General features: G+C 62.8%; 21 protein-coding genes and 2 tRNA genes. 16 read left to right on the top strand and 7 right to left on the bottom strand.

The annotated features are described in order from the left end of the window. Positions 1-59 precede the first annotated feature (59 nt). The 6 genes from pheS (at position 60) to ACK4OE_RS14100 (ending at position 5242) form a co-directional block, all read left to right on the top strand. On the top strand, positions 60-1112 hold the full coding sequence (gene pheS, locus ACK4OE_RS14125) for a phenylalanine--tRNA ligase subunit alpha (protein ID WP_409885439.1): 1053 nt from the start codon (positions 60-62) through the stop codon (positions 1110-1112). A 125-nt stretch (positions 1113-1237) separates the two neighbouring features. Further along, positions 1238-3685 carry a phenylalanine--tRNA ligase subunit beta gene (gene pheT / locus ACK4OE_RS14120; RefSeq protein ID WP_409885438.1) on the top strand — a complete coding sequence of 816 codons (2448 nt, stop codon included), beginning with the start codon at positions 1238-1240 and terminating at the stop codon, positions 3683-3685. Then, positions 3685-4038, top strand: coding sequence for an integration host factor subunit alpha (locus ACK4OE_RS14115; protein WP_409885437.1), 354 nt, complete (start codon positions 3685-3687; stop codon positions 4036-4038). Before pheT ends, ACK4OE_RS14115 begins: the two co-directional genes overlap by 1 nt. A 107-nt stretch (positions 4039-4145) precedes the next feature. Next, positions 4146-4580, top strand: coding sequence for a MerR family transcriptional regulator (locus ACK4OE_RS14110; protein WP_409885436.1), 435 nt, complete (start codon positions 4146-4148; stop codon positions 4578-4580). 31 nt (positions 4581-4611) lie between these two features. Continuing rightward, positions 4612-4688: transfer RNA gene (locus tag ACK4OE_RS14105), tRNA-Pro, on the top strand. A gap of 233 nt (positions 4689-4921) precedes the next feature. Then, positions 4922-5242, top strand: coding sequence for a single-stranded DNA-binding protein (locus ACK4OE_RS14100; RefSeq protein WP_409885435.1), 321 nt, complete (start codon positions 4922-4924; stop codon positions 5240-5242). 102 nt (positions 5243-5344) lie between these two features. Here the strand turns inward: ACK4OE_RS14100 and ACK4OE_RS14095 are convergent, their stop codons facing one another. The 7 genes from ACK4OE_RS14095 to ACK4OE_RS14065 all read right to left on the bottom strand — a co-directional run bounded on the left by ACK4OE_RS14095 (position 5345) and on the right by ACK4OE_RS14065 (position 12609). Continuing rightward, entirely contained in the window at positions 5345-5548 is a 204-nt protein-coding gene (locus ACK4OE_RS14095; RefSeq protein ID WP_409885434.1) for a hypothetical protein, read from the bottom strand. A gap of 251 nt (positions 5549-5799) precedes the next feature. Then, positions 5800-5875, bottom strand: a tRNA-Thr gene (locus ACK4OE_RS14090). Positions 5876-5886: 11 nt separating this feature from the next. Then, positions 5887-6894 (bottom strand): class 1 fructose-bisphosphatase, encoded by a 1008-nt coding sequence (locus tag ACK4OE_RS14085; RefSeq protein ID WP_409885433.1) that lies wholly within the window; start codon positions 6892-6894, stop codon positions 5887-5889. A gap of 26 nt (positions 6895-6920) precedes the next feature. Next, positions 6921-9695 (bottom strand): aminopeptidase N, encoded by a 2775-nt coding sequence (gene pepN / locus ACK4OE_RS14080; protein ID WP_409885432.1) that lies wholly within the window; start codon positions 9693-9695, stop codon positions 6921-6923. Then, a complete protein-coding gene (locus tag ACK4OE_RS14075) occupies positions 9679-10362 on the bottom strand; it encodes an HAD family hydrolase (protein ID WP_409885442.1) in 684 nt (227 codons plus the stop codon). The genes pepN and ACK4OE_RS14075 overlap by 17 nt, the downstream gene beginning before the upstream one ends. An 8-nt stretch (positions 10363-10370) precedes the next feature. Further along, positions 10371-11475 (bottom strand): peptide chain release factor 2 gene (prfB, locus tag ACK4OE_RS14070; protein ID WP_409885431.1). Its coding sequence is split into 2 segments (ribosomal slippage): positions 10371-11393 and positions 11395-11475, totalling 1104 coding nucleotides; the frame shifts between segments, so codons are not numbered across the junction. 225 nt (positions 11476-11700) lie between these two features. After that, on the bottom strand, positions 11701-12609 hold the full coding sequence (locus tag ACK4OE_RS14065; RefSeq protein ID WP_409885430.1) for an alpha/beta fold hydrolase: 909 nt from the start codon (positions 12607-12609) through the stop codon (positions 11701-11703). A 324-nt stretch (positions 12610-12933) separates the two neighbouring features. Here ACK4OE_RS14065 and ACK4OE_RS14060 point away from each other — a divergent pair, with 324 nt between their 5' ends. The 10 genes from ACK4OE_RS14060 to ACK4OE_RS14015 all read left to right on the top strand — a co-directional run bounded on the left by ACK4OE_RS14060 (position 12934) and on the right by ACK4OE_RS14015 (position 22459). Continuing rightward, a complete protein-coding gene (locus ACK4OE_RS14060) occupies positions 12934-13938 on the top strand; it encodes an AraC family transcriptional regulator (protein WP_409885429.1) in 1005 nt (334 codons plus the stop codon). Positions 13939-14138: 200 nt separating this feature from the next. Continuing rightward, a complete protein-coding gene (gene andAc / locus ACK4OE_RS14055) occupies positions 14139-15419 on the top strand; it encodes an anthranilate 1,2-dioxygenase large subunit AndAc (protein ID WP_409885428.1) in 1281 nt (426 codons plus the stop codon). Between the two features lie 13 nt (positions 15420-15432). Then, entirely contained in the window at positions 15433-15966 is a 534-nt protein-coding gene (gene andAd / locus ACK4OE_RS14050) for an anthranilate 1,2-dioxygenase small subunit AndAd (protein WP_409885427.1), read from the top strand. Positions 15967-15973: 7 nt separating this feature from the next. After that, entirely contained in the window at positions 15974-16333 is a 360-nt protein-coding gene (gene andAb / locus ACK4OE_RS14045) for an anthranilate 1,2-dioxygenase ferredoxin subunit AndAb (RefSeq protein ID WP_409885426.1), read from the top strand. A gap of 74 nt (positions 16334-16407) precedes the next feature. Continuing rightward, entirely contained in the window at positions 16408-17619 is a 1212-nt protein-coding gene (locus tag ACK4OE_RS14040; protein WP_409885425.1) for an ABC transporter substrate-binding protein, read from the top strand. A 33-nt stretch (positions 17620-17652) separates the two neighbouring features. After that, positions 17653-18573, top strand: a complete 921-nt coding sequence (locus ACK4OE_RS14035; RefSeq protein WP_409885424.1) for a branched-chain amino acid ABC transporter permease — start codon at positions 17653-17655, stop codon at positions 18571-18573. Between the two features lie 75 nt (positions 18574-18648). Then, positions 18649-19584, top strand: coding sequence for a branched-chain amino acid ABC transporter permease (locus tag ACK4OE_RS14030; protein WP_409885441.1), 936 nt, complete (start codon positions 18649-18651; stop codon positions 19582-19584). Continuing rightward, positions 19581-20339, top strand: a complete 759-nt coding sequence (locus tag ACK4OE_RS14025) for an ABC transporter ATP-binding protein (RefSeq protein ID WP_409885423.1) — start codon at positions 19581-19583, stop codon at positions 20337-20339. The genes ACK4OE_RS14030 and ACK4OE_RS14025 overlap by 4 nt, the downstream gene beginning before the upstream one ends. After that, positions 20336-21055, top strand: coding sequence for an ABC transporter ATP-binding protein (locus ACK4OE_RS14020; protein ID WP_409885422.1), 720 nt, complete (start codon positions 20336-20338; stop codon positions 21053-21055). The genes ACK4OE_RS14025 and ACK4OE_RS14020 overlap by 4 nt, the downstream gene beginning before the upstream one ends. Before the next feature lie 342 nt (positions 21056-21397). Further along, complete coding sequence (locus ACK4OE_RS14015; RefSeq protein ID WP_409885421.1) at positions 21398-22459, top strand: aldo/keto reductase; 1062 nt, start codon at positions 21398-21400, stop codon at positions 22457-22459. The last annotated feature ends 41 nt before the right edge of the window (positions 22460-22500 follow it).

The raw sequence follows: 22500 nt of genomic DNA, 5'->3' as shown, positions 1-22500 counted from the left end.
GGCTAGAGCTTGAAAAGGCGCTAGCCCTTGTTTATTTTTCACGAGCGATAAAGAGTCGTATGAACGAGTTGGATTCCCTGGTCGAGAGCGCGACGCAACTGTTTGCCCAAAGCGCCACCCCTGCTGATCTGGAAAACGCCAAGGCGCAGTTTCTGGGCAAGTCAGGCCGCGTGACCGAGCTCATGAAGGGCATGGCGCAGCTTTCCGTCGAGGAAAAGAAATCCCGTGGTGCAGCCATCAACGTGGCCAAGCAGGCTATAGAGGCAGCGCTCACTGCACGCCGACAGGCGTTGGCCGATGCCGAGCTGCAAGTGCAACTGAAGGCCGAGGCGCTGGATGTGAGCTTGCCAGGCCGTCAGCGCGGGCAGGGCGGGCTGCACCCCGTATCGCTCACGCTCGAACGGATCGAGGGAATCTTCGGTTCGATGGGTTTCGATGTGGCCCAGGGCCCCGAGATCGAGACCGACTGGTTCAACTTCACCGCGCTGAACACGCCGGAAGACCACCCTGCGCGCTCCATGCACGACACGTTTTATGTGGAGGGCGGCACTGCCACCGCCCCAAACCTGTTGCGCACCCACACCAGCCCCATGCAGATCCGCCATGCGGTGCAGCATGTGAAGAAGCACCGCGCTGCGCTGGATGCCGGCCAGCCCATGCCAGAGATCCGCGTGATCGCGCCGGGCCGTACGTACCGCGTGGACAGCGACGCTACGCATTCGCCCATGTTCCACCAGTGCGAAGGCCTGTGGATCGGTGAAAACGTGAGCTTCAAGGATCTGAAGGTCATCTTCACGGCGTTTTGCCGCACCTTCTTTGAAAGCGACGATCTGGTGCTGCGCTTTCGCCCCAGCTTCTTCCCCTTCACGGAGCCCAGCGCCGAGATCGACATCCAGTTCCAGACAGGCCCGCTGGCCGGCCGTTGGCTGGAAGTGGCCGGCTCGGGCCAGGTCCACCCCAACGTCGTGCGCAACATGGGACTCGACCCCGAGAGGTACATCGGTTTTGCGTTTGGCATGGGCCCCGACCGGCTGACCATGCTGCGCTATGGCGTGAACGACCTGCGCCTGTTCTTCGACGGAGACATCCGTTTTCTGTCGCAGTTCCAATAAAGCAAAAAAGTGAGCTGCTAGCGCTTGATTCCAATGGGTTTCAGAGCCCTGTGATATTGAAATCCAGAATAGAAAAGCGCAAGCAGCTACTTTTTTAAGAGCAAACGCCAAAGAATCTCTTTACTATGCAATTCCCCGAGTCCTGGTTGCGCGAATTCTGTAATCCACTGCTGACCACCCAAGAACTGGCCGACACGCTGACCATGGCGGGTCTGGAGGTCGAAGAGCTGCGGCCCGTGGCCCCGCCGTTCACCAAGATCGTTGTGGGCGAAATCAAGGAAGCCGTGCAGCACCCCGACGCGGACCGACTGCGCATCTGCCAGGTGGATGTGGGGCAGGGCGCCTTGCTCAACATCGTGTGCGGCGCACCCAATGCGCGCGTGGGCATCAAAGTGCCTTGTGCGCTGGTGGGGGCCGAACTGCCACCGGGCGATGACGGCAAGCCTTTCCTCATCAAGGTGGGCAAGCTGCGCGGCGTGGAAAGCCAGGGCATGTTGTGCTCGGCCCGTGAGCTGAAGCTGTCGGAAGATCACGGCGGGCTGCTGGAACTGGATGCATCGGCACCCGTCGGGCAGGACATCCGCGAGCATCTGAAGCTGGACGACACGCTCTTCACCCTCAAGCTCACGCCCAATCTGGCGCACTGCCTAAGCATTTTTGGCGTCGCGCGCGAAGTATCCGCATTGACGGGCGTACCGCTGCAGCCGCCGTCGTTCCCTGTGGTCAATGCGACGCTTTCCGACAAGCTGCCCGTCAAGGTGAGTGCCACCGACCTGTGCGGCCGTTTCTCCGGCCGCATCGTGCGCAACGTGAACACACGCGCTGCGACTCCCCCATGGATGCTCGACCGCCTAGCGCGTTGTGGTCAGCGGGGCGTGTCGCCCCTGGTGGACATCTCGAACTACGTGATGTTCGAGCTGGGCCGTCCCTCGCATATTTTTGATCTGGACAAGATCCACGGTGGGCTGGATGTGCGCTGGGGCAAGCCCGGCGAGCAGCTCAAGCTGCTCAATGGCAACACCATCACCGTAGACGATAAGGTGGGTGTGATCGCTGACGACCATCAGGTCGAGTCGCTGGCCGGCATCATGGGCGGCGACGCTACCGCAGTGTCTGACGACACGAAAAACATCTATATCGAGGCCGCTTTCTGGTGGCCCAAGGCCGTGGCAGGTCGCTCGCGCCGCTTCAACTTCTCGACCGATGCGGGCCACCGTTTTGAGCGTGGAGTGGATCCGAGCCTGACGGTGGAGCACATTGAACGCATCACCCAACTGGTGATCGACATCTGCGGCACACCCGAGACCGTGTGCGGCCCCATGGACGACCAGGCGGTAAACCTGCCCGCGCCCAAGCCCGTCACCCTGCGTGTGGCGCGGGCGGCCAAGGTCATCGGCATGCCGCTCACGCAAGAGCAGTGCGCAGGCGCACTGCAGCGCCTTGGACTGCCGGTGGTGCAGGGCGACGGCACCCTCACGGTCGCTCCGCCCACGTACCGTTTTGACATCACGATCGAGGAAGACCTGATCGAGGAAGTCGCGCGCATGGTGGGCTACAACAATTTGCCGACCACGCCACCGCTGGCGCCCATCACACCCAAGCTTGCTGCCGAGGCCACGCGCAGTCCGTTTGCCGTGCGCCGCCAACTGGCCGGCCTGGGGTACCAGGAAACCATCAACTTCAGCTTTGTGGAAGAGCGTTGGGAGCACGAACTGGCGGGCAACGCCCAGCCCATCAAGTTGCTGAACCCGATTGCAAGCCAGATGAGCGTCATGCGCTCTACCTTGTTAGGTTCTTTGCTACAGGTTTTGAAGTTCAACCTGGACCGCAAGGCACAGCGGGTGCGTGTGTTCGAGCTGGGTCGTGTGTTCCTGCGCGACGCCACAGTGGGCAACACCGACACGACGGTGGAAGGCTTTCACCAACCCATGCGTGTGTCTGGCCTGGCCTATGGCCCCAACGATGCGCTGCAATGGGGCCGCAAAGAACAGGCCATCGACTTCTTCGATGTGAAGGGTGATGTGGAAGCGCTGCTGGCGCCTTTGCGCGCCACCTTCGAGCCCGGCACCCACCCCGCCATGCACCCGGGCCGCACTGCGCGCGTTCTGGTGGACGGGCGCGCCATCGGCTTTGTGGGCGAGCTGCATCCGCAGTGGCGCCAGTCATGGGATCTGCCCCAGGCGCCCGTGATGTTTGAGCTGGAACTGGACGCCGTGCTGCAGCGTGTGGTGCCCCAGTTCAAGTCCGTGGCCAAGCACCAGGCTGTTGAACGGGACCTCGCCGTGGTGGTGGCCGAGCGTGTGACGCATGCAGACATCATGGCTGCCGTGCAACAGGCCGTGTCCGCGGCCATGCTCCGCTCCGCGGTGTTGTTCGACGTGTACCGCCCCAAGGCCCTGCGCGCTGGTGAAGAAGCACCTTCGGGTGGTCTGGCGCAAGGCGAAAAGAGCCTGGCGGTGCGTGTGACTTTGGGCAGCGATGAGGCCACCTTGACCGAGGCCGAGATCGATTCAGCCGTTCAAGCAATCGTGGCCGAATTGACCCAGCGTATGGGTGCTAGGTTGCGTGTTTGATGATGACGTTGAAGGGGAGTGATGCCGTGATCGAATTTGCAGTGGAGAGCCTGGAGACGCCGGCCCTGACCAAGGCGTTGCTCGCCGATTTGTTGTTCGATCAGATCGGGTTGAACAAGCGCGAGTCCAAGGACATGATCGATGCGTTTTTTGACCTGATTTCCCAAAGCCTGGTGGAGGGCAAAGACGTCAAATTGTCTGGGTTTGGTAACTTCCAGATACGCACCAAGGCACCACGCCCGGGCCGCAACCCACGCACCGGCGAGGCCATTCCGATCAAGGCGCGTCGCGTGGTGACCTTTCACGCCAGCAGCAAGCTCAAGGAACAAATTCAAACGGCTGCAAATGTGTGAATTTGTACGGATTTAGCGGGCAAATAGGTGCGCGGTGACTGGCGGGTCTGGCGTGTCTGGCGTGTCTGCAGTACCCTTATCGGCTTTCCCATTTGAATCCGCAGTCCATGGGCACCACGCTTCCTTCGATCCCTGCCAAGCGCTACTTCACGATTGGTGAAGTCGCAGAATTGTGCGGCGTCAAGCCGCATGTGCTGCGCTACTGGGAGCAGGAATTCACGCAGCTGCGCCCCATGAAACGGCGCGGCAACCGGCGCTACTACCAGCATCACGAGGTGCTCATGATTCGCCGTATACGTGATCTGCTGTACGACCAGGGCTTCACCATCAGTGGAGCCCGCAACCGGCTGCAGGAACTGGCCCATCCAGCGCGCGATGATTCGGGTCTAGAGGGCGCACCTGAGGCGGCCGACTTCGAGATGCCCAGCATGTTGGTAGACACTGCCAGGGACCTGTCGATTGAGGCAACGGGCTTCACTTTGGACTCGAATGCGGTGCGCAAGGAATTATTTGAAATCCGCGCGCTGCTTTCTCCGAACTAACCGTTTTTTCTGCATATAATCTAAGTCTTGTCGGCGTGTAGCGCAGCCTGGTAGCGCACTTGCATGGGGTGCAAGGGGTCGCGAGTTCGAATCCCGCCACGCCGACCATTGATCGCTAAAAGCCCAGAATCGTAAGATTCTGGGCTTTTTTGCTGTGCGTACGAAAAGTGCGTTTTCCATATTGCAGACACCTCTTGCTCCCAGATTATTTGGGAGAGGCTGCACGAGCAAATGCCCGCGCCAGTCAACAAGCAATTTGATCGTCACGAGGTTGTACCGGACACGCGTTCGCTGCGGCCGCAATTCACGACCATTGGCTCTTCGTGGGCTTAAGGACTTTCATGATCGATGGACTGGTAGCCGGCAGGCTTTATGGCGAAGCAGAGCAACGTGTTGACAAGGCGGGCAAGCCTTTCACGGTCGCCAAGGTCCGAGCGGCCACCGGCGAAGGCGACATGCTGTTCGTCAACGTGATTGCCTTCGAAGACGGCCTGTGCGCTGCGCTCAGCGGCCTGCGCGATGGCGATGCCGTTGCGTTGGCTGGCAGTCTGACTCCACGGGTATGGACTGACAAACAAGGCAACACCCGTCCAGCGCTGGACATGGTCGCCCATCGCCTGCTGGCCTTGCATGGCGGCGACGCGCTGCGGGTGGATGAATAAAAGGCGGAATGAACTGACCGCCTGAGCGCCATTTGCGCCAAATGCTTGCGGCAATTCGCACTGCTGGCCCGAACTCCCGGCGCCGAAACGTCTTCTCGAAAATTAGTCCGGTTTTTTCGGTGGTGCTTCTTCCACCCCAAAGCCCAGCGCGTTCAACTCTTCAACGCTCAGGTCCAGTTCAACCAGCTCCGGCTGGCGCGCTTCCACCGTCCGGCGCCGTTCGAAATGGGTGGGTGGGCCTTTCTCATCTTGCCGGCGATCACTGCCGCTTCTTCTGTCGGTGGGGGCTCTGCGGTCCGTACTCATGGTGTTGGACCTGACGATGAAATGGGGAGGAATGAATGGGAGGGCTTGCCGTTTTGTTCATGCGCTGTAGGCATATACGGCCGACACACCGGAACTTTGCAGTCTGCCCCAGTCGCCGGTGTTTGCGAACAATAAATGGCGCAGTGCCGTCAGGTTTTTTTGCGGCTTGAGCGCGTGATCGTTGCCGGTGATTGACGCGGCGCCACCGCCAACAAAAAAGCCCTGACTCTTGCGAATCAGGGCTTTTCATTTGGTGCCGGAGAGATGAATCGAACACCCGACCTTCTCATTACGAATGAGCTGCTCTACCGACTGAGCTACACCGGCTTAGCCTTGGATTATAGCGTGGAATGGTAACTGGTCACTCGCTCGACTTCATTCTTTGAGCCGAGGAGGACGCTCACACGCTCGTGCAGTTGGGTGGGTTGGATGTCCAGAATGCGCTGCTTGCCATTGGTGGCGGCGCCACCTGCCTGCTCCACCAGCCAGCCCATGGGGTTGGCTTCGTACATCAGGCGCAGCTTGCCGGGTTTATTGGGTTCGCGCTTGTCCCAGGGGTACATGAAGACGCCGCCGCGAGTCAGGATGCGGTGCACGTCGGCCACCATGGAGGCGATCCAGCGCATGTTGAAGTCCTTTCCGCGCGGGCCTTCCTTGCCCTGAAGGCATTCGTCGATGTAACGCTTCACGGGCTCGTCCCAGTGGCGCATGTTGCTCATGTTGATCGCGAATTCCTTGGTGTCTTCGGGAATGCGGATGTTCTCTTCGGTCAGCACGAACGAGCCCTGTTCGCGGTCCAGCGTGAACATGGCCACGCCGTCGCCCACGGTAAGCACCAAGGTGGTCTGCGGGCCGTAGATGCAGTAGCCCGCGGCGACCTGTTGGGTGCCCGGTTGCAGGAAGTCAGCTTCTTCTACGCCACGGTCATCATCTGGTTTTTTCAGCACGCTGAAGATGGTGCCGATGCTCACGTTCACATCGATATTGCTCGAACCATCGAGCGGATCGAACAGCAGCAGGTATTCGCCCTGCGGGTATCGGTTGGGCACCAGATAAATGCCGTCCATTTCTTCAGATGCCATGGCGGCCAGGTGGCCGCCCCATTCGTTGGCTTCGATAAGCACTTCGTTGGCGATGATGTCGAGCTTCTTCTGGATTTCACCCTGCACGTTTTCGCTGGTGGCGGTGCCCAGCACGCCGCCCAGCGCGCCTTTGTTCACGGCGTGGCTGATGCCTTTGCAGGCGCGCGCCACCACTTCCAGCAGCAGGCGCAATTGCGAGGGGATGAGGCCGTCCACCCGTTGCTGTTCAACGAGGTAGCGGGTCAGGCTGATGCTTTTTGCCATGTCAGTCAGTCTTTTCTATGCGTGGGTTATTCGGCAAGCGCGCGGGTAACCACCTCGCGCACGTCGTTGGAGAGCGTGGGCCTGGCAGCGACGCGGGCAATGGCTTCGCGCGCCGATGCGCGCCAGGGCTCTGCCAGTTTCTTCCAGCGGTCCAGCGCGCGGGCCAGGCGGGCTGCCACTTGCGGGTTGATGGCGTCCAGCTCGATCACACGGTCACTCCAGAACGCGTAGCCCGCTGCATCTGCGCGGTGGAACGCGCCGGGGTTGGCGCTGCAGTAGCTGAAGATCACGCTGCGCGCGCGGTTCGGGTTTTTGAGGCTGAAGTCCGGGTGCGCCATGAGCCGACGCACGGCGGGTAAAACGTTGCCATCGCGGTCTGGGGCGCCGGCCTGCAGCGCAAACCACTTGTCGGTGACCAGCGGCTCGTCCTTGAACAGCGCATGGAAGCGGGCGAGGGCAGGGGCTGCCAGTTCGCTGCCGCTGGCGACGAGGGCGGTCAGCGCATTGAAGCGGTCCGTCATGTTGCCAGCCACCTTGAAGCGCTGAAGCGCCTTGCCAGGCCACACGGCATCGCCTGTCTTTCGCGCGGCAATGCACAGCATGTGCAGCGCCAAACCGCTGAGCGCACGGCGGCCCGACGAAACGGGATCAGGGCTGTAGCCACCTGTGTCCTGGTGCTGTTCCCACGCCCATTCCCAGTCGGCCTTCAGCGCCAGCGCCAGCTGCTCGCGCATCGCTTCACGCACGGCGTGGATGCGCTGCGGGTCCACCACGTCCAGTTGTTCGGCAATGTAGGTCTCGGACGGCAGCGTGAGGACCAGTTCCTTGAAGGCCGCGTCGAGCAGCGGGTTGCGAAGCACGCTGCGCAGGGCATCCACAAACTCCATGGACAGGAATTTGTGGTCAAAATGACCGCTACCGCTTTCCTGTATTGCGTTACCAGCTATTGTATTGATAGCGTTGCAGGCAAAGCGGAGAGCCAGTCGTTGACCGGCTTCCCAGCGGTTGAAGGCATCAGTGTCGTGTGCCAGCAGCGTGAGCAACTGGGCATCGGTGTACTCGATGTCCAGCACCACGGGGGCGCTGAAGCCACGCAGCAGCGATGGCACGGGCTCTGCGTCCAGGTCGGTGAAAGTCAGTGTTTGGGATGCCTCTGTCAGCACTACCACGCGTGACGTGGCAGTAGCAGCGTGCGCCGAGCCTTCGCCCGCAAGCTGCAAAGGAAGGGCAGCACCGGTGGCAGCGTCAATCAGGCCCAGTTCTACCGGAATGACAAACGGCTCTTTTTCGGCCTGGCCCGGCGTGGTTGCGCAGGTCTGCGTCAGCGTGAGCGCATAGCAGCGTGTGGCTGCGTCATAACGACCGGTGGCGCGCACGCGGGGCGTGCCGGCCTGGCTGTACCAGCGCTTGAACTGCGAAAGATGCTGCGTGAGCGGGCTGCCCGGGTTGGCATCAGCGATGGCCTGCACGAAATCGTCACAGGTCACTGCCTGTCCGTCGTGCCGCTCGAAGTACAGCTTCATGCCTTTGGCAAAGCCGTCTCGGCCCACCAGGTTGTGCTGCATGCGAACCACCTCGGCACCCTTTTCGTAGATGGTGACGGTGTAGAAGTTGTTGATCTCGACGTAGCTGTCGGGCCGCACCGGGTGCGCCATGGGACCAGCGTCCTCGGGGAACTGCGCGGTGCGCAGCACGCGCACGTCTTCGATGCGTTTGACGGCGCGGGCCGATGGGCTGCCCGCCAGGTCCATGCTGAACTCCTGATCGCGGAAGACCGTGAGGCCCTCTTTCAGGGAGAGCTGGAACCAGTCGCGGCAGGTCACTCGGTTGCCGGTCCAGTTGTGAAAATACTCGTGACCGACGACGCTTTCGATGTTTCCAAAATCGGTGTCGGTAGCGGTTGATTCGCTGGCCAGGACATACTTCGTGTTGAAGATGTTCAGGCCCTTGTTCTCCATGGCGCCCATGTTGAAGTCGCTGGTGGCGACGATCATGAAACGCTCCAGGTCCAGCGGCAGGCCGAAGCGCGCTTCGTCCCAGGCCACGCTGTACATCAGCGAGTTCATGGCGTGTTCGGTCTTGCCCAGGTCGCCCGGGCGCACATACACCTGCAGCAGGTGGTCGGTGCCCGATCGGCTTTTGATTTTTTGCTCGCGTGCTACCAGCTTGCCTGCGACCAGTGCAAACAGATAGCAAGGCTTCTTGTGCGGATCGACCCACTTGGCAAAATGCCGGGCGCCGTTCGGTCCGTCTTCCAGATCACCGCTGTCCACCAGGTTGCCGTTGCTTAAAAGCACCGGGTACTGCGCCTTGTCGGCACGCAGCGTGACGGTGTAGCTGGCCATCACATCGGGCCGGTCCAGGAAGTAGGTGATGCGGCGAAAGCCCTCGGCCTCGCACTGCGTGAAGAACGTGCCCTGGCTCACGTACAGGCCCATGAGCTGCGTGTTTTTGGCGGGGCAGCAGGTAGTAAAGATTTCCAGCGCAAAGGGCTCAGAACCTTCGGGCAAGTTCTCCAGCACCAGACGCGCGCCTTCCATCTTGAATGACGTGCCCTGACCGTTGACCAGCACGCGTGCAAGGTTCAGGTCTTCTCCGTCCAGCTTGAGAGCCTGCGCTTCCACGGCAGGGTTGCGACGCAGCGTCATGCGGTTAAGCACGCGCGTCTTGGCCGGGTCCAGGTCAAAGGTCAGTTCGACGCTGTCGATCCAGTAGGCGGGGGCGGTGTAGTCCTCGCGGCGGATGGCCACAGCCGGGCCCGCGCTGTCTCCACTTCCGTCTGCGCTATGCAGTTGCAACATGGATGCTCTCCAGAAAGTCGGTGTTCATGAGTTCGGTGTAGTCGCGCACGGCGGTCAGCACATGCGGGCCCGCCAGTTCGTCAGCGCTGTGCGTGCTGCAGATGGCCACGGCACGCATGCCGGCGCGGCGCGCGGCCTCAATGCCAAAGGGGGCGTCTTCAAAAACGATGCAGTGCGCCGGTTCAGCGGCAATGCGGCGTGCGGCTTCGAGAAATATGGCGGGCTGGGGCTTGCCGGGCAGGCCTTCGTCGCCGCGTACGATGGCCAGCGGAGCAGGCATGAACCCCATGCTGCCCAAGTGACCCAGCGCAAACTCCACATTGCCGATGTCACCCGCCGTGCCAACCGCCACCTTGAGCCCACGCGCATGCACCTGCGCCGCAAACTGGCGAAAGCCTGTCACCTCGGCAAAGCGGGGTCCAAACAGTTCGCGGTAGATGGTTTCCTTCTCGTGAGTCAGCGCATCCGCCTCGTCCTGCGACACGGCGCGGCCCAGCAACTCGGCGATGCACTCGGTGCCGTTCTTGCCCGTGGTGCGGGCCATCAAACTGGGCACGTCGATGTCCATGCCCCTGCGGCGCGCGAACTCCACCCACGCCTGGGCGTGCCAGGGCATGGAGTGGATCATCGTGCCGTCCATGTCGAAAATGATGGCCTCGGTGCGCATCGCCATCGTTATACGCCCTGCTTCAGCGATGCTTCGATGAACGCATCCAGATCGCCGTCCAGCACCTTTTGTGTGGCCGAGATTTCTACGTTGGTGCGCAGGTCCTTGATGCGGCTATTGTCCAGCACATAGCTGCGGATCTGGTGGCCCCAGCCCACGTCGGTTTTGGTGTCTTCCAGCTTCTGGGCTTCTTCCTGGCGCTTGCGCATCTCAAAGTCATACAACTTGGAGCGCAGGCGTTGCCACGCGATGTCGCGGTTGCCGTGCTGGCTGCGGCCGTCCTGGCACTGCACCACGATGCCGGTGGGCATGTGCGTCAGGCGCACGGCCGAGTCGGTCTTGTTGATGTGCTGCCCGCCCGCGCCGGATGCGCGGTAGGTGTCGGTGCGCACGTCTGACGGGTTGATGTTGATCTCGATGGAATCATCGATTTCTGGGTAGACGAACAGCGACGCGAACGAGGTGTGGCGGCCGCCGGAAGAGTCGAACGGGCTCTTGCGCACCAGGCGGTGCACGCCGGTTTCGGTGCGCAGCAGGCCGTACGCGTATTCACCCTCGACCTTGATCGTGGCGCTCTTGAGTCCAGCCACGTCTCCGGGGGTTTCTTCTTCGACCGTGGTCTTGAAGCCCTTGCGTTCGGCGTACTTGAGGTATTGGCGCAGCAGCATGCTGGCCCAGTCGCAGGCCTCGGTGCCACCGGCACCTGCCTGGATGTCGATAAAGCAGTTGAGCGGATCGGCCTCCATGCGGAACATGCGGCGGAACTCAAGCTGCTCAATCTCGGGCTTGAGCTTGGCGGTTTCGGCTTCGATGGTCATCAGACCGGCCGCGTCGCCTTCTTCCTTGCTCATGTCATAGAGCTCGGTGTTGTCTGCCAGCTCGCGGGTGAGTTTCTCGAGCATCAGCACCACGCCGTCGAGTGACTTCTTTTCTTTGCCCAGCTCTTGGGCTTTCTTCGGGTCGTTCCAGACCGATGGGTCTTCGAGAGACGCGTTTACCGTGCGCAGGCGTTCAAATTTGGCATCGTAGTCAAAGATACCTCCGTAACTCTTGCGTTCGCACGGTCAGGTCGGAAAGGGTGTTGCCAATGAGGTTGATACGTTCTGCGTCCATGATTTTTGTCCTGAGTGTTCTGTGGAGTAACCCGCGATTTTCTCATGGGACGGGGCAGAGCCCCTGCCAATGCCCCCTGGCGGGGCTGACGCTGCGACTGTGGCGTTTTCAAACGCATATGTATTGCGACGAAGCAATCAAAAATGATAGCTTCTAGCGCTTGATGGATAATCGTTAGAGGCCAATTTGATACAAATTTTTGTATTTGATTGGACTCCGACGAGGTCAAGCCTCGTTCAGAAACTGTTCAATCAGCTGCGCCACCTGTTCGGGCTGGTCGTGGTGCAGCATGTGGCCCGCGTCCTGCACCACGGCCGTCCGGCAGGTGCGCACATGGGTCAGGCGCTGGTGATATTCATCCAGCGAATACTTGCCGCTCCACCACTGGCCCAGACTGTCGCCGCTGGCTTCGATGGACAGGACGGGCGCGCTGATGCGTTCATACAGCGCCAACGCTTCGTCCACCCGAAACAGCTGGGCGCTGGTGATCTTGTGGGCGGGGTCGCCTAATATTTCCCACAGCCCCTGCGCGTTGGGACGCGCCCAGTGCTGGGCCAGCCACTGGGCTTTGTCTTCTGAGAGGCGGGGGTTGGTCTTCATCAGCCGGCGCGCCACGCCGTCGGCGCTGTCGTAGGTCTTCAGGTCTTTGCCCCCCTGGTGCAGCTGCTTGATCTCGTCGATCCACTGCGCGTAGCGTGTGGGCGCCTGCGCGGGCCGCGTGGCGGGCAGGCCAAAGCCTTCCAGGTTGACCAGCTTGCGTATGCGCTCGGGGCGCACACCGGCGTACATCATGGCCACGTTGCCGCCCATGCTGTGGCCGACCAGGTCGATGGCCTGGCCCGGTGCGTAGTGGTCCAGCAGCAGGTCCAGGTCGGCCAGGTAGTCGGCAAAGAAGTAATGGTCGGCCTGCGCACTCGACGTGAGCCCAAAGCCGCGCCAGTCGGGCGCGAGGATGCGGCGCTCCTGCTGCAGGGCATCTACCGTGAACTGGTAGGACGCGCTCACGTCCATCCAGCCGTGCACCAGCACCAGCGGGGGCAGGTCGCTTTCTTCGGGGCCCCAATGGCGCACGTGGTAGTTCAGGTGGCGCAGGGGCAGAGTGCTGCTACGGGATGGTTTGCGGGGTGCGTACATGGGCGGTGGCGGGCGGGGCAACGTGGTTTCAATGATCTGCGGCGGGGCCGGGCGTCTGCAGGGCGCGGGCGGCATCGTGTGTGGCTGCAATGTTACGTTGCCGGGGCGCGGGCGCTGGGCACTGCCTGTCGCGCAGGTGGCTGGGTGCATAGGACGTGCAGGGTGCGTGACGTGGGGCCAGGTTGGCAAAGCCAGCATGCACCCGACTTGCACGTGTTGGCGGGCGGTAGGTATGGAAATTGCTGTTTTGACGCATATCAAAGCCGCACATCACCGAATGTGCTGCGCCCATCCCTGCGAGTCCCACGTCGAGATCTGTATCTGATGCCACCCCTGTCTGCCTTGTCCTTGGACCTTTCGGCGCTGCAACGGCGGCCGGTGTTCACGTCGGACGTGCGGGTGGACTCGCACGACCTCGTGGCCCGTGAGTTTTCGGACCACGGTCTGAAATGGTGCAGTGGTGTGGTGGACACCTCGCTGTCCAAGGTGCGCATCCGCCAGTTGCAGTTGTTCATGCTGCAATACGGTGCGGAGGTCGAAATCCGCCCGCGCCCGTTTGATGATTTTGTGCTGGTGCACCTGTCGCTGTCGGGCGTGGCCGAAATGGTGTCTGACGGCGTACCCCTGCGCCTGCCTGCGGGCGCTGCTGCGCTGATTGCGCCGCGCCGCAACCTGCACATGCGCTGGGAGGAGGGGGCGCGTCAGCTCATCCTGAAGGTACCCTGCCAGTTGCTGCGCACGTGGGCGCCTCAATTGCTGGTGGGCGACACCACCTTTGCGCACCCGCTGCTTCCCTTGTCTGCAGTACAGGGGCAGCAATGGCACTTCTTGATGCAGTCGCTGCTGCACGTCAGCCAGCAGGCGGTGGAGAGTACCGCGCATGCGCGCTGGGTGGACCACATGGAGAGCAATGTTGCGTTGTTCCTGGCCGCGTGTGCGCAGGGCGGCGTTGTGGCCCCCACCGCAGCGCCCGCTGGGGACGAGCACGTGATGGGCAGCGTTACGGGGGGTGATGTGCGCCGCCTGGACAAGCTGGACGCTTACATGCGCAGCCGCCTGTGTGCGCCATTGGCGCTGGACGACCTGGCGCGCGCCGCCGGGGTGAGCGTGCGGGGCCTGAACATCCTGTGCCAGCGCCACCATGGCGAATCGCCCATGACCCTGCTGCGCAACATGCGCCTGGATGCCGTGCGCACGCGCCTGCGCGAACGCCCCGGCCACTGCGTGACCGACGCCGCGCTGGAGTTCGGCTTTGGACACCTGGGTCGGTTCTCCAGCTACTACCGCGAGCGCTTTGGAGAACTGCCGAGCCAGACGGCGGGCAGTTAGCGGTTTTCGTCTGTTCGCCTTCTTGGTTGTGTGTGCGCTGTCGTTAAGACGCGCAGGGACTGCGCGTGCCCGCGGCCATCGCCGCGTCCCCGCAGTTTTGCAAGAACCGGACAGGCCCGGCGCCCGGTGTGCCAATAGTGGATAGCGTGGCAGGGCGGGCGTTCCTAGCATGGAGGCAACCCATCGAAGAGGTCTTGCCCATGTTTGAAACCACTGCCGTCGCCGTTGCGCCACCCGTCTCGCTCAAGGCCCAGCGGCCGGTGCATTTTCCGCAGCCCGACGGCTCCAACGTGCCCTACCGCGTGTTCAGCTCGCAAGAGGTATACGACCGCGAACAGGAGCGGATCTTCCGTGGCCCGGTCTGGAGCTTTCTGGGGCTCGAAGCCGAGATACCGAACGTGGGCGATTTCAAGTCCACGTTCATCGGCGACACCCCCGTGGTCGTCACCCGTACCCCTGAGGGGCTGTCTTGCTGGGTCAACCGCTGCGCCCACCGGGGCGCCATGGTCTGCCGCGAAAAGCGTGGCAATGCTGCCAGCCATACCTGCGTTTACCACCAGTGGAGCTTTGCCGCCAACGGCGACCTGCAGGGCGTGCCGTTCCGCCGGGGTCAAAAGGGCATGGTGGGCATGCCCAAAGACTTCAAGCCCCAAGAACACAACCTGCACAAACTGCGTGTGGACAGCTACAAGGGCCTGCTGTTTGCCACCTTCAGCGACGAGACCCCGCCGCTGCCCGAGTACCTTGGCGAGCAGATGCGCCCGTGGATTGACCGCATATTTCACAAGCCCATCGTGTACCTGGGCTGCACGCGGCAGTATTCCAAGTCCAACTGGAAGCTGTACTTCGAGAACGTCAAAGACCCGTACCACGCCAGCCTGCTGCACCTGTTTCACACCACGTTCAACATCTTCCGCGTGGGGATGAAGGCGCGCTCCATTCCGGATGCGAACCACGGCCTGCACAGCATCATCACCGTGACCAAACCCGAGGTGGAGACGGACACCGCAGCGGCCTACAGCGCACAGAACATTCGCTCGATGGACGAAGGCTTTGCGCTCGAAGACCCGACGCTGCTGGGGCAGATCAAAGAGTTCGACGAGATGACCACCAACCACATCCAGCCGATTTTTCCGCAGCTGGTGGTGCAGCAGATCCACAACACGCTGGTGGCGCGCCAGCTCCTGCCCAAGGGCCCCAGCAACTTCGAGCTGGTGTTCCATTTCTTTGGCTACGAGGACGACACGCCCGAGATGCGCGAGCTGCGCCTGCTGCAGGCCAACCTGGTGGGGCCTGCAGGCTATATCTCGATGGAAGACACCGAGGCGACCGAACTGGTGCAGCGCGGCACCGTGCGCGACGGCGACAAGCATTCATACATCGCCATGGCCCGCGAGGCGCCCGATCAGCAGGACACCGTCATCACCGAAAACCTGATCCGCCGCTTCTGGGTGGGTTACCAAAAGCTGATGGGCTACTGAAGGACACCACGCGATGAACGCCCCCACCACCCCCACCACCTTGCAGCCCAGCAGCGTGCAACATATCGCCCGGCAAGAACGCCTGCAGCTATGGACCGAACTGCTGGAGCTGCAGCACCGCTACGTGAGCGCGCTGGACAACAACCGGCTGGAAGACTGGCCCGGCTTCTTTGTGGAAGAAGGTCGCTACGAGATCATCCCCAAAGAGAACGTCGATGCAGGTTTTCCGGCGCCCATCATGTATTGCCGCAACGCAGGCATGCTGCGCGACCGTGTGCTGTCGCTGCGCAACGCCAACATCTTTGAAGACCATGTGTACCGCCACAGCACCTCGGGCCTGGTGATCACGTCGGTGGTGGATGGTGTGGTGCATACGCAGTCGAGCTACATAGTGGTCATCACCAGCCAGGCCGGTGACTCCAGTGTGTACCAGGCGGGCACCTATCTGGATGAAGTGGTGCAACAAGACGGTGAGTGGCGCTACCGCAGCAAGCGGGTGGTGTACGACACCTCGCGCGTTGCCACCTTGCTTGCCACTCCGATCTGAGGCCGCCATGCAGACACCAACACAAACACAAGCAGTCATTGAAACCGCCGAGAACGCTGCGTCCGCCTGGCACGACGTGGGCGAGCCCGATGACTTTCCGGACGGCGCCGTCTGGCCCGTGGTGGTGGACGGCCTGCCCGTGGCCGTGTTCCGCGATGGGGAGGGCCTGTACGCGCTGTACGACCTGTGCACCCACGGCGCCGCCAAATTGTCTGACGGCTACGTGGAAGACGGCTGCGTGGAATGCCCCTTGCATCAGGGCACCTTCGACATCCGCACGGGGGCGCCTTGCAAGGCGCCTGTCACCGAAGCGGTGCGCACGTTCCCGGTGCGTGTGGTGGCGGGTCGGGTCGAAGTGGGGGTGTAGCACTCGTTATGGTGCACGCGCCTGCGCGGCAGACACTGATTTTTCTCTTGAACGTTGTTAGACAAGGACTGAAGATGGCTCTCACATTTCGCGCTTCCTTTCGTGTGCAAGCTCTTGCACGCGTGACGGCTCTGGCCGCCTTTGCAGCCTGCACTTCCCTGTCTGCCATCGCGCAGTCGGGGCCTATCAAGGTGGGCATTGCGCTCGACATCTCGGGCCCGTTCGCGGGCCCAGGCGCCGAGGCGCGTGATGGTTTTGCACTGGCAATCAAACAACTGGGTGGCAAGCTGGGTGGCCAGCCGGTCGAATTTGTGCAGACCGACATGGCGGGAAGCCCCGACCAGGCCAAGCAGCTGGTGGACCGCTTTGTGCAGCGCGAGAAGATCGACCTGTTCACCGGCCCCATCGCATCCAACGTGGCTTTGGCGGTGGCGCCCTCGCTGTTTGCCGCCAAGGTGCCCTACCTGTCGAACAACGCAGGCCCCAGCCAACTGGCCGGGGCGGGGTGCAATGCGTACTTTTTTGGCACGGCCTACCAGAACGACCAGTTCCACGAGGCTGCAGGCCAGTTTGCGGCCGACCAGAAGTTTGGCCGCATGGTGGTGCTGGCGCCCAACTACCCCGCAGGCAAGGACAGCATCACCGGCTTCAAGCGCAAATACAAGGGCGTGGTGGCCGACGAGATATACACCAAGGTCGGCCAGCTGGACTACGCCACCGAACTGGCGCAACTGCGTGCGGCCAAGCCCGATGCGCTGTACTTCTTCTTGCCCGGTGCCATGGGTATCAACTTCATCAAGCAGTTTGTGGGCGCGGGCCTGTCCAAGGACATCACGCTGGTCACCAGCGGCTTCTCGGCCGACGAGGACATCATCGGTGCCGTGGGCGAACCCATGCTGGGCCTGTTCAACACCACGCACTGGGCGCATGACCTGGACAACGCGGCCAACAAGGCGTTTGTGGCCGCGTTTCGCAAGGAATACGGGGGGCGCTACCCCTCGCTGTATGCGGCGCAAGCCTACGACGTGATTGCAGCCATGGATGCTGCAGTGAAAGCCGTGGGCGGCAAGGTCAGCGACAAGGAGGCGTTGACCAAGGCCCTGGCCAAGGCGCAATACGCGCCGGTGCGCGGCAGCTTCCGCTATGCCAACAACCACTACCCGGTGCAGAACTTCTACCTGCGCACCATCGGCAAGAACGCCGAAGGCCGCGTGACGAACAAGACGCTCAAGACGGTGCTGGAAAACTATGGCGATGCCTATGCCAGCCAATGTCCGTTGAAGTGATCGCAGGCAGCTAACGCGCGCAGGCCCCTCTCCATGAATCCGATACTGGTCTTCGAGCAACTGCTCAATGGCGCGGGCTATGGGCTCATGCTGTTTCTCATCGCTGCGGGCCTCACGCTGGTGTTCGGCATCATGGATGTGATGAACCTTTCGCACGGCTCGCTGTTCATGGTGGGTGCGTACGTGGCGGCCACGGTGCATGTGCAAAGCGGTTCGTTTGCGGGCGCGGTGCTGGTCGCCGTGCTGGCCACCATGCTGGTGGCCGTGCTGCTGGAGGCCACGCTGATGCGCCGCCTGTACGGGCGCGACCACCTGGCACAGGTGCTGGCCACGTTTGGCGTGATCCTGGTGGCCGACGATGCCGTCAAGATGGTGTGGGGTCCATCACCGGTGATGGCGCCCACGCCCGCTGCTCTGGCCGGTCCGGTGGAGCTTTTTGCAGGCCTGCCCTACCCGTCGTACCGGCTGGTCATTCTGGCTGCCGGAGTGCTGGTGGCGGGGCTGTTGTACCTGCTGGTCAACCACAGCCGTGTGGGCATGCTGGTGCGCGCGGGCGCGTCTGACCGGGCCATGGCCGAGCTGATGGGCGTTCGCGTCAAGCGCGTGTTCAGCGGCATCTTTCTGCTGGGCGCTGCACTCGCTGCGCTGGCGGGCGCGCTGATGGGCCCCATCATGGCTGTGCAGGTAGGCATGGGTGAATCCATCCTGATCCCCGCGCTGGTGGTCATCGTCATTGGGGGCATTGGTTCGGTGCGTGGCGCGTTTGTGGCGGCCTTGCTGGTGGGCCTGGTGGACACCATTGGCCGCGCGTTCTTGCCGCTGCTGCTGCGTGCCACGCTGCCGCCCGCGCTGGCGGCGGACCTGGGGCCTCTGTTTGCCGAGGTGGCCATGTACGCCCTGATGGCTGCCGTGCTGACCTTCCGCCCCGCCGGGCTCTTTTCTGCGAGGGCCTGACGGATGTCGGTCGCTTCAAGTTCACCTTCTCTGTCCATCGCCTCTGTGGTGCGCGGTGCCCAATCAGCACGCTGGATGGGGGCTGTGGTTCCGCTCATCGTCTTGTTGGCGCTGGCCGTGTTTCCGCCCATTGCATCAGCGCTGGGGTTGGACTTTTACATTGGTTTTGTGCGCCGTGTGCTGGTGTTTGCGCTGGCGGCCGCCAGCCTCAACTTCATCATGGGGTTGGGTGGCATGGTGGCGCTGGGGCATGCGGGGTTTGTGGGCGTGGGGGCCTACGCGGTCGTCATGCTGACCGATGCCGGTGTGACGTCTGCCTGGGCGGTGTGGGGCGCTGCCATGGCGCTGGCGGCGCTGGCTGCGGTGGTGATTGGCGCGGTGTCGCTGCGCACCAAGGGCGTGTACTTCATCATGATCACGCTGGCCTTTGCGCAGATGCTGTACTTCGTGTTTGTGTCGCTGCGCAGCTACGGGGGCGACGACGGGTACAGCCTGCCCATGCGGCCATTGCTGGGCCTGGGGCTCAGCAGTGCCGATGAATCCACACTGTACTGGGTGGTGCTGGCCTTGGTGGCCGTGGTGCTGTGGTGGCTGGACCGTGCCACTGCGTCGCGCTTTGGTGCCGCGCTGGCGGGCATTCGCGACAACGAGATCCGCATGCGCGCACTGGGCTACCCGGTGTACCTGCTGCAGCTTACGGCGTTTGTGCTGGCCGGTGCGGTGGCAGGCCTGGCCGGTGCGTTGCTGGCCACGGGCAACAGCTTTGTCAGCCCGTCGATGATGCACTGGACGCAGTCGGCCACACTCATCGTGATGGTGGTCATCGGCGGCCTGGGGCGCCGCTGGGGCGGGCCGCTGGGCGCCGCCGTGTGGCTGGCGCTGGAGGAAGTGCTCAAGCTCCACACCGACTACTGGCACATGCCGCTGGGCGCGCTGCTGATTGCCACGGCGCTGTATGCGCCCAAGGGCCTGGCCGCGCTGGCCGACCTGCGAGCAAGGAGCGACCGATGAGCCTTTTTCAGGTCGAGGGCCTGGTCAAGCGTTTTGGTGGCCTGCTGGCCACCGACCACGTCAGCCTGTCGGTCGAGCGCGGCGAGATCCACGCGCTGATTGGCCCCAACGGCGCGGGCAAGACCACGCTGGTCAACCAGATATCGGGCCTGCTGCAGCCCGATGCGGGCCGTGTGGTGCTGGATGGCGTGGACATCACGGCGCTGCCCATGCACCGCCGCGTTGCGCATGGCCTGTCGCGCTGCTTTCAGGTCACGCGCATCTTTGCTGCGCAGACCGTGCGCGACAACCTGCTGCTGGCCGTGCAGGCGCACAGCGGCTCCAGCTTTCGATTCATGCAGCCGCGCGTGCAGGCGCGTGACCTGTACGCCAAGGCCGAGCAACTGGCCGAGCGCGTGGGGCTGCAGCACAGCCTGAACGAGACCGCAGGTGCATTGCCGCATGGCGCGCAGCGTACGCTGGACGTGGCGCTGGCCCTGGCGGCGGCCCCCAAACTGCTGCTGCTGGACGAACCCATGGCGGGCATGGGGCCGGACGAATCGCTGCAGATGGTGCAGCTCATCGAGGCGCTGCGCAAGGACATGGCCGTGCTGCTCATCGAGCACGACATGGAGGCCGTGTTCCGCCTGGCCGACCGCATTTCGGTGCTGGTGTATGGCCGTGTGCTGACAGCAGGCACACCCGATGAAATCCGCAACCACCCCGAGGTGCAGGCCGTGTACTTGGGCACCGAAACGCTGGAGACCACCGCATGAGCGCGCCCGAGCCGCTGTTGAGTTGCCAGGCCGTCGAGGCGGGCTATGGCGTGAGCCAGGTGCTGTTTGGCATCGACCTGCAGATTGCCGCAGGCGAGGTGGTTTCCCTGCTGGGCCGCAATGGCATGGGCAAAAGCACCACCATCAAAACCCTGGTGGGCGCGCTGCGGCCCACGGCCGGTGGGATTCGTTTTGCGGGCCAGCCCACCGGCACCCTGCAAAGCGACGCCATCGCTCGCCTGGGCCTGGCCATCGTGCCCGAGGGGCGGCGCGTGTTCCCCAACCTCACGGTGCGCGAGCACCTGGTGGCGTTTGCCGACAACCGCAACGGCCTGCGCGACGCCTGGGACATCGACCGCATCTATGGCCTGTTCCCTCGTCTGAAGGAGCGGCAGAACAACCTGGGCCACCAGCTGTCGGGTGGCGAGCAGCAGATGCTGGCCATTGGCCGCGCGCTGTCGACCAACCCGCGCCTGCTCATCCTGGATGAAGCCACCGAGGGCCTGGCCCCGGTGATCCGCGAGGAGATCTGGCGCTGCCTGGCCATGCTCAAGGCCGCCGGGCAGACCATTTTGGTGGTGGACAAATACGTGCACCGGCTGGTGGACCTGGCCGACCGCCATGTGATCCTGGAGCGCGGGCGCGTGGTGTGGCAGGGCGACTCTGCCGCGCTGAACGCTGACCGCAGTCTGTGGGCACGCTACCTCACGGTGTGAAGGTGAAGGCACTGGGGTGTGCCGCGTTGTTCGGTGCGGGACCAGTGGATGGCCTTGATTTGCTATTCAATATATAGCTGCTAGCGCTTTTCCAATAAGCGCTAGAGGCCATTTTGGCTTTGTATTTGGCCGTGATGCTGGTGTGGGCCCGTCACCTCGCTGGCGCTGGGCACTGCGCTGGTGTTGGCGCTGTGGCTTCGGTCGGCCGATTTCCCCTCGCGCACCTCATCGCGGGTTCGCTTGTAACATTCTCGCCCGACGCTCCGCACACCTGCCCGGCAGCCGAACTTCATCCTTGCGCTTTGCCGCGTTTCTTTCTTTGTCTACTGGAGTCTTTACCGCATGAACAAAGTTCCCTTGGGTCAGAGCGACCTGCTTGTCACCCCCATCTGCCTGGGCACCATGACCTTCGGCGAGCAGGTCAATGAAGCCGATTCGCACGCCATCCTGAGCCACTCGCTGGACCGCGGCGTGAACTTCATCGACACCGCCGAGATGTATTCGGTGCCTGCCAAGGCCGAGACCTTTGGCGCCACCGAGACCATCATCGGTAACTGGTTTGCCAAGAACCCCGGCGCACGCCAGAAGCTGGTGGTGGCCACCAAGGTGGCGGGGCCATCGCGTGGCATGCCCTGGGTGCGTGACGGCAAGGGCACGACCCCGGCCGACATCGTGGCCTCGTGCGAGGCCAGCCTGCGCCGCCTGCAGACCGATGTGATCGACCTGTACCAGATCCACTGGCCCGAGCGCCATGTTCCCGCCTTCGGAAACCTGTACTACGACCCTTCCAAAGAGACCTCGGCAACGCCCATCCAGGAGCAGCTCGAAGCGTTGGCCGGACTGGTGAAGGCGGGCAAGGTGCGGTACATCGGTTTGTCGAACGAGACGCCCTATGGCGTGCACGAATTCGTGCGCCTGGCCGAGCAGCACGGCCTGCCGCGCGTGGCTACGGTGCAAAACCCGTACTGCCTGATCAACCGCACCTGGGAAAACGGGCTGGACGAAACCTGCCACCGCCTGAACGTGTCGCTGCTCGCCTACTCACCGCTGGGTTTTGGTTTGCTGACGGGCAAGTACGACGACAGCGGTATCACTGGCCCATCGGCGCCACAGGGCGCGCGCATTGCAACGTATGAATCCGTGCGCAAGCAGCGCTGGGGCCGCCCCGAGGCGCTCACGGCTTCGCGCCGCTACAACGCCCTGGCTCGTGCCAATGGCATGACGCCTACGCAAATGGCGCTGGCGTTCTGCTACACCAAGTGGCAGGTGGCCAGCACGATCATCGGCGTGACGTCAGTGGCGCAGCTGGACGAAGACCTGAACGCATGGGGCACCACGCTGACGCCCGAGGTGCTGAAGGAAATCGACGCGATCCGCTGGGAACTGCGTGACCCGGCACTCTGAGCGCTGTGGATCGATCAAAAAAAGGGGCTGAAAGGCCCCTT

It is taken from the genome of Acidovorax sp., from assembly GCF_046314175.1.
Taxonomy (GTDB): Bacteria; Pseudomonadota; Gammaproteobacteria; order Burkholderiales; family Burkholderiaceae_C; genus Acidovorax.
Note: the sequence above shows the minus strand (reverse complement) of the source record. Positions and strands in the feature narration are given on the sequence as shown.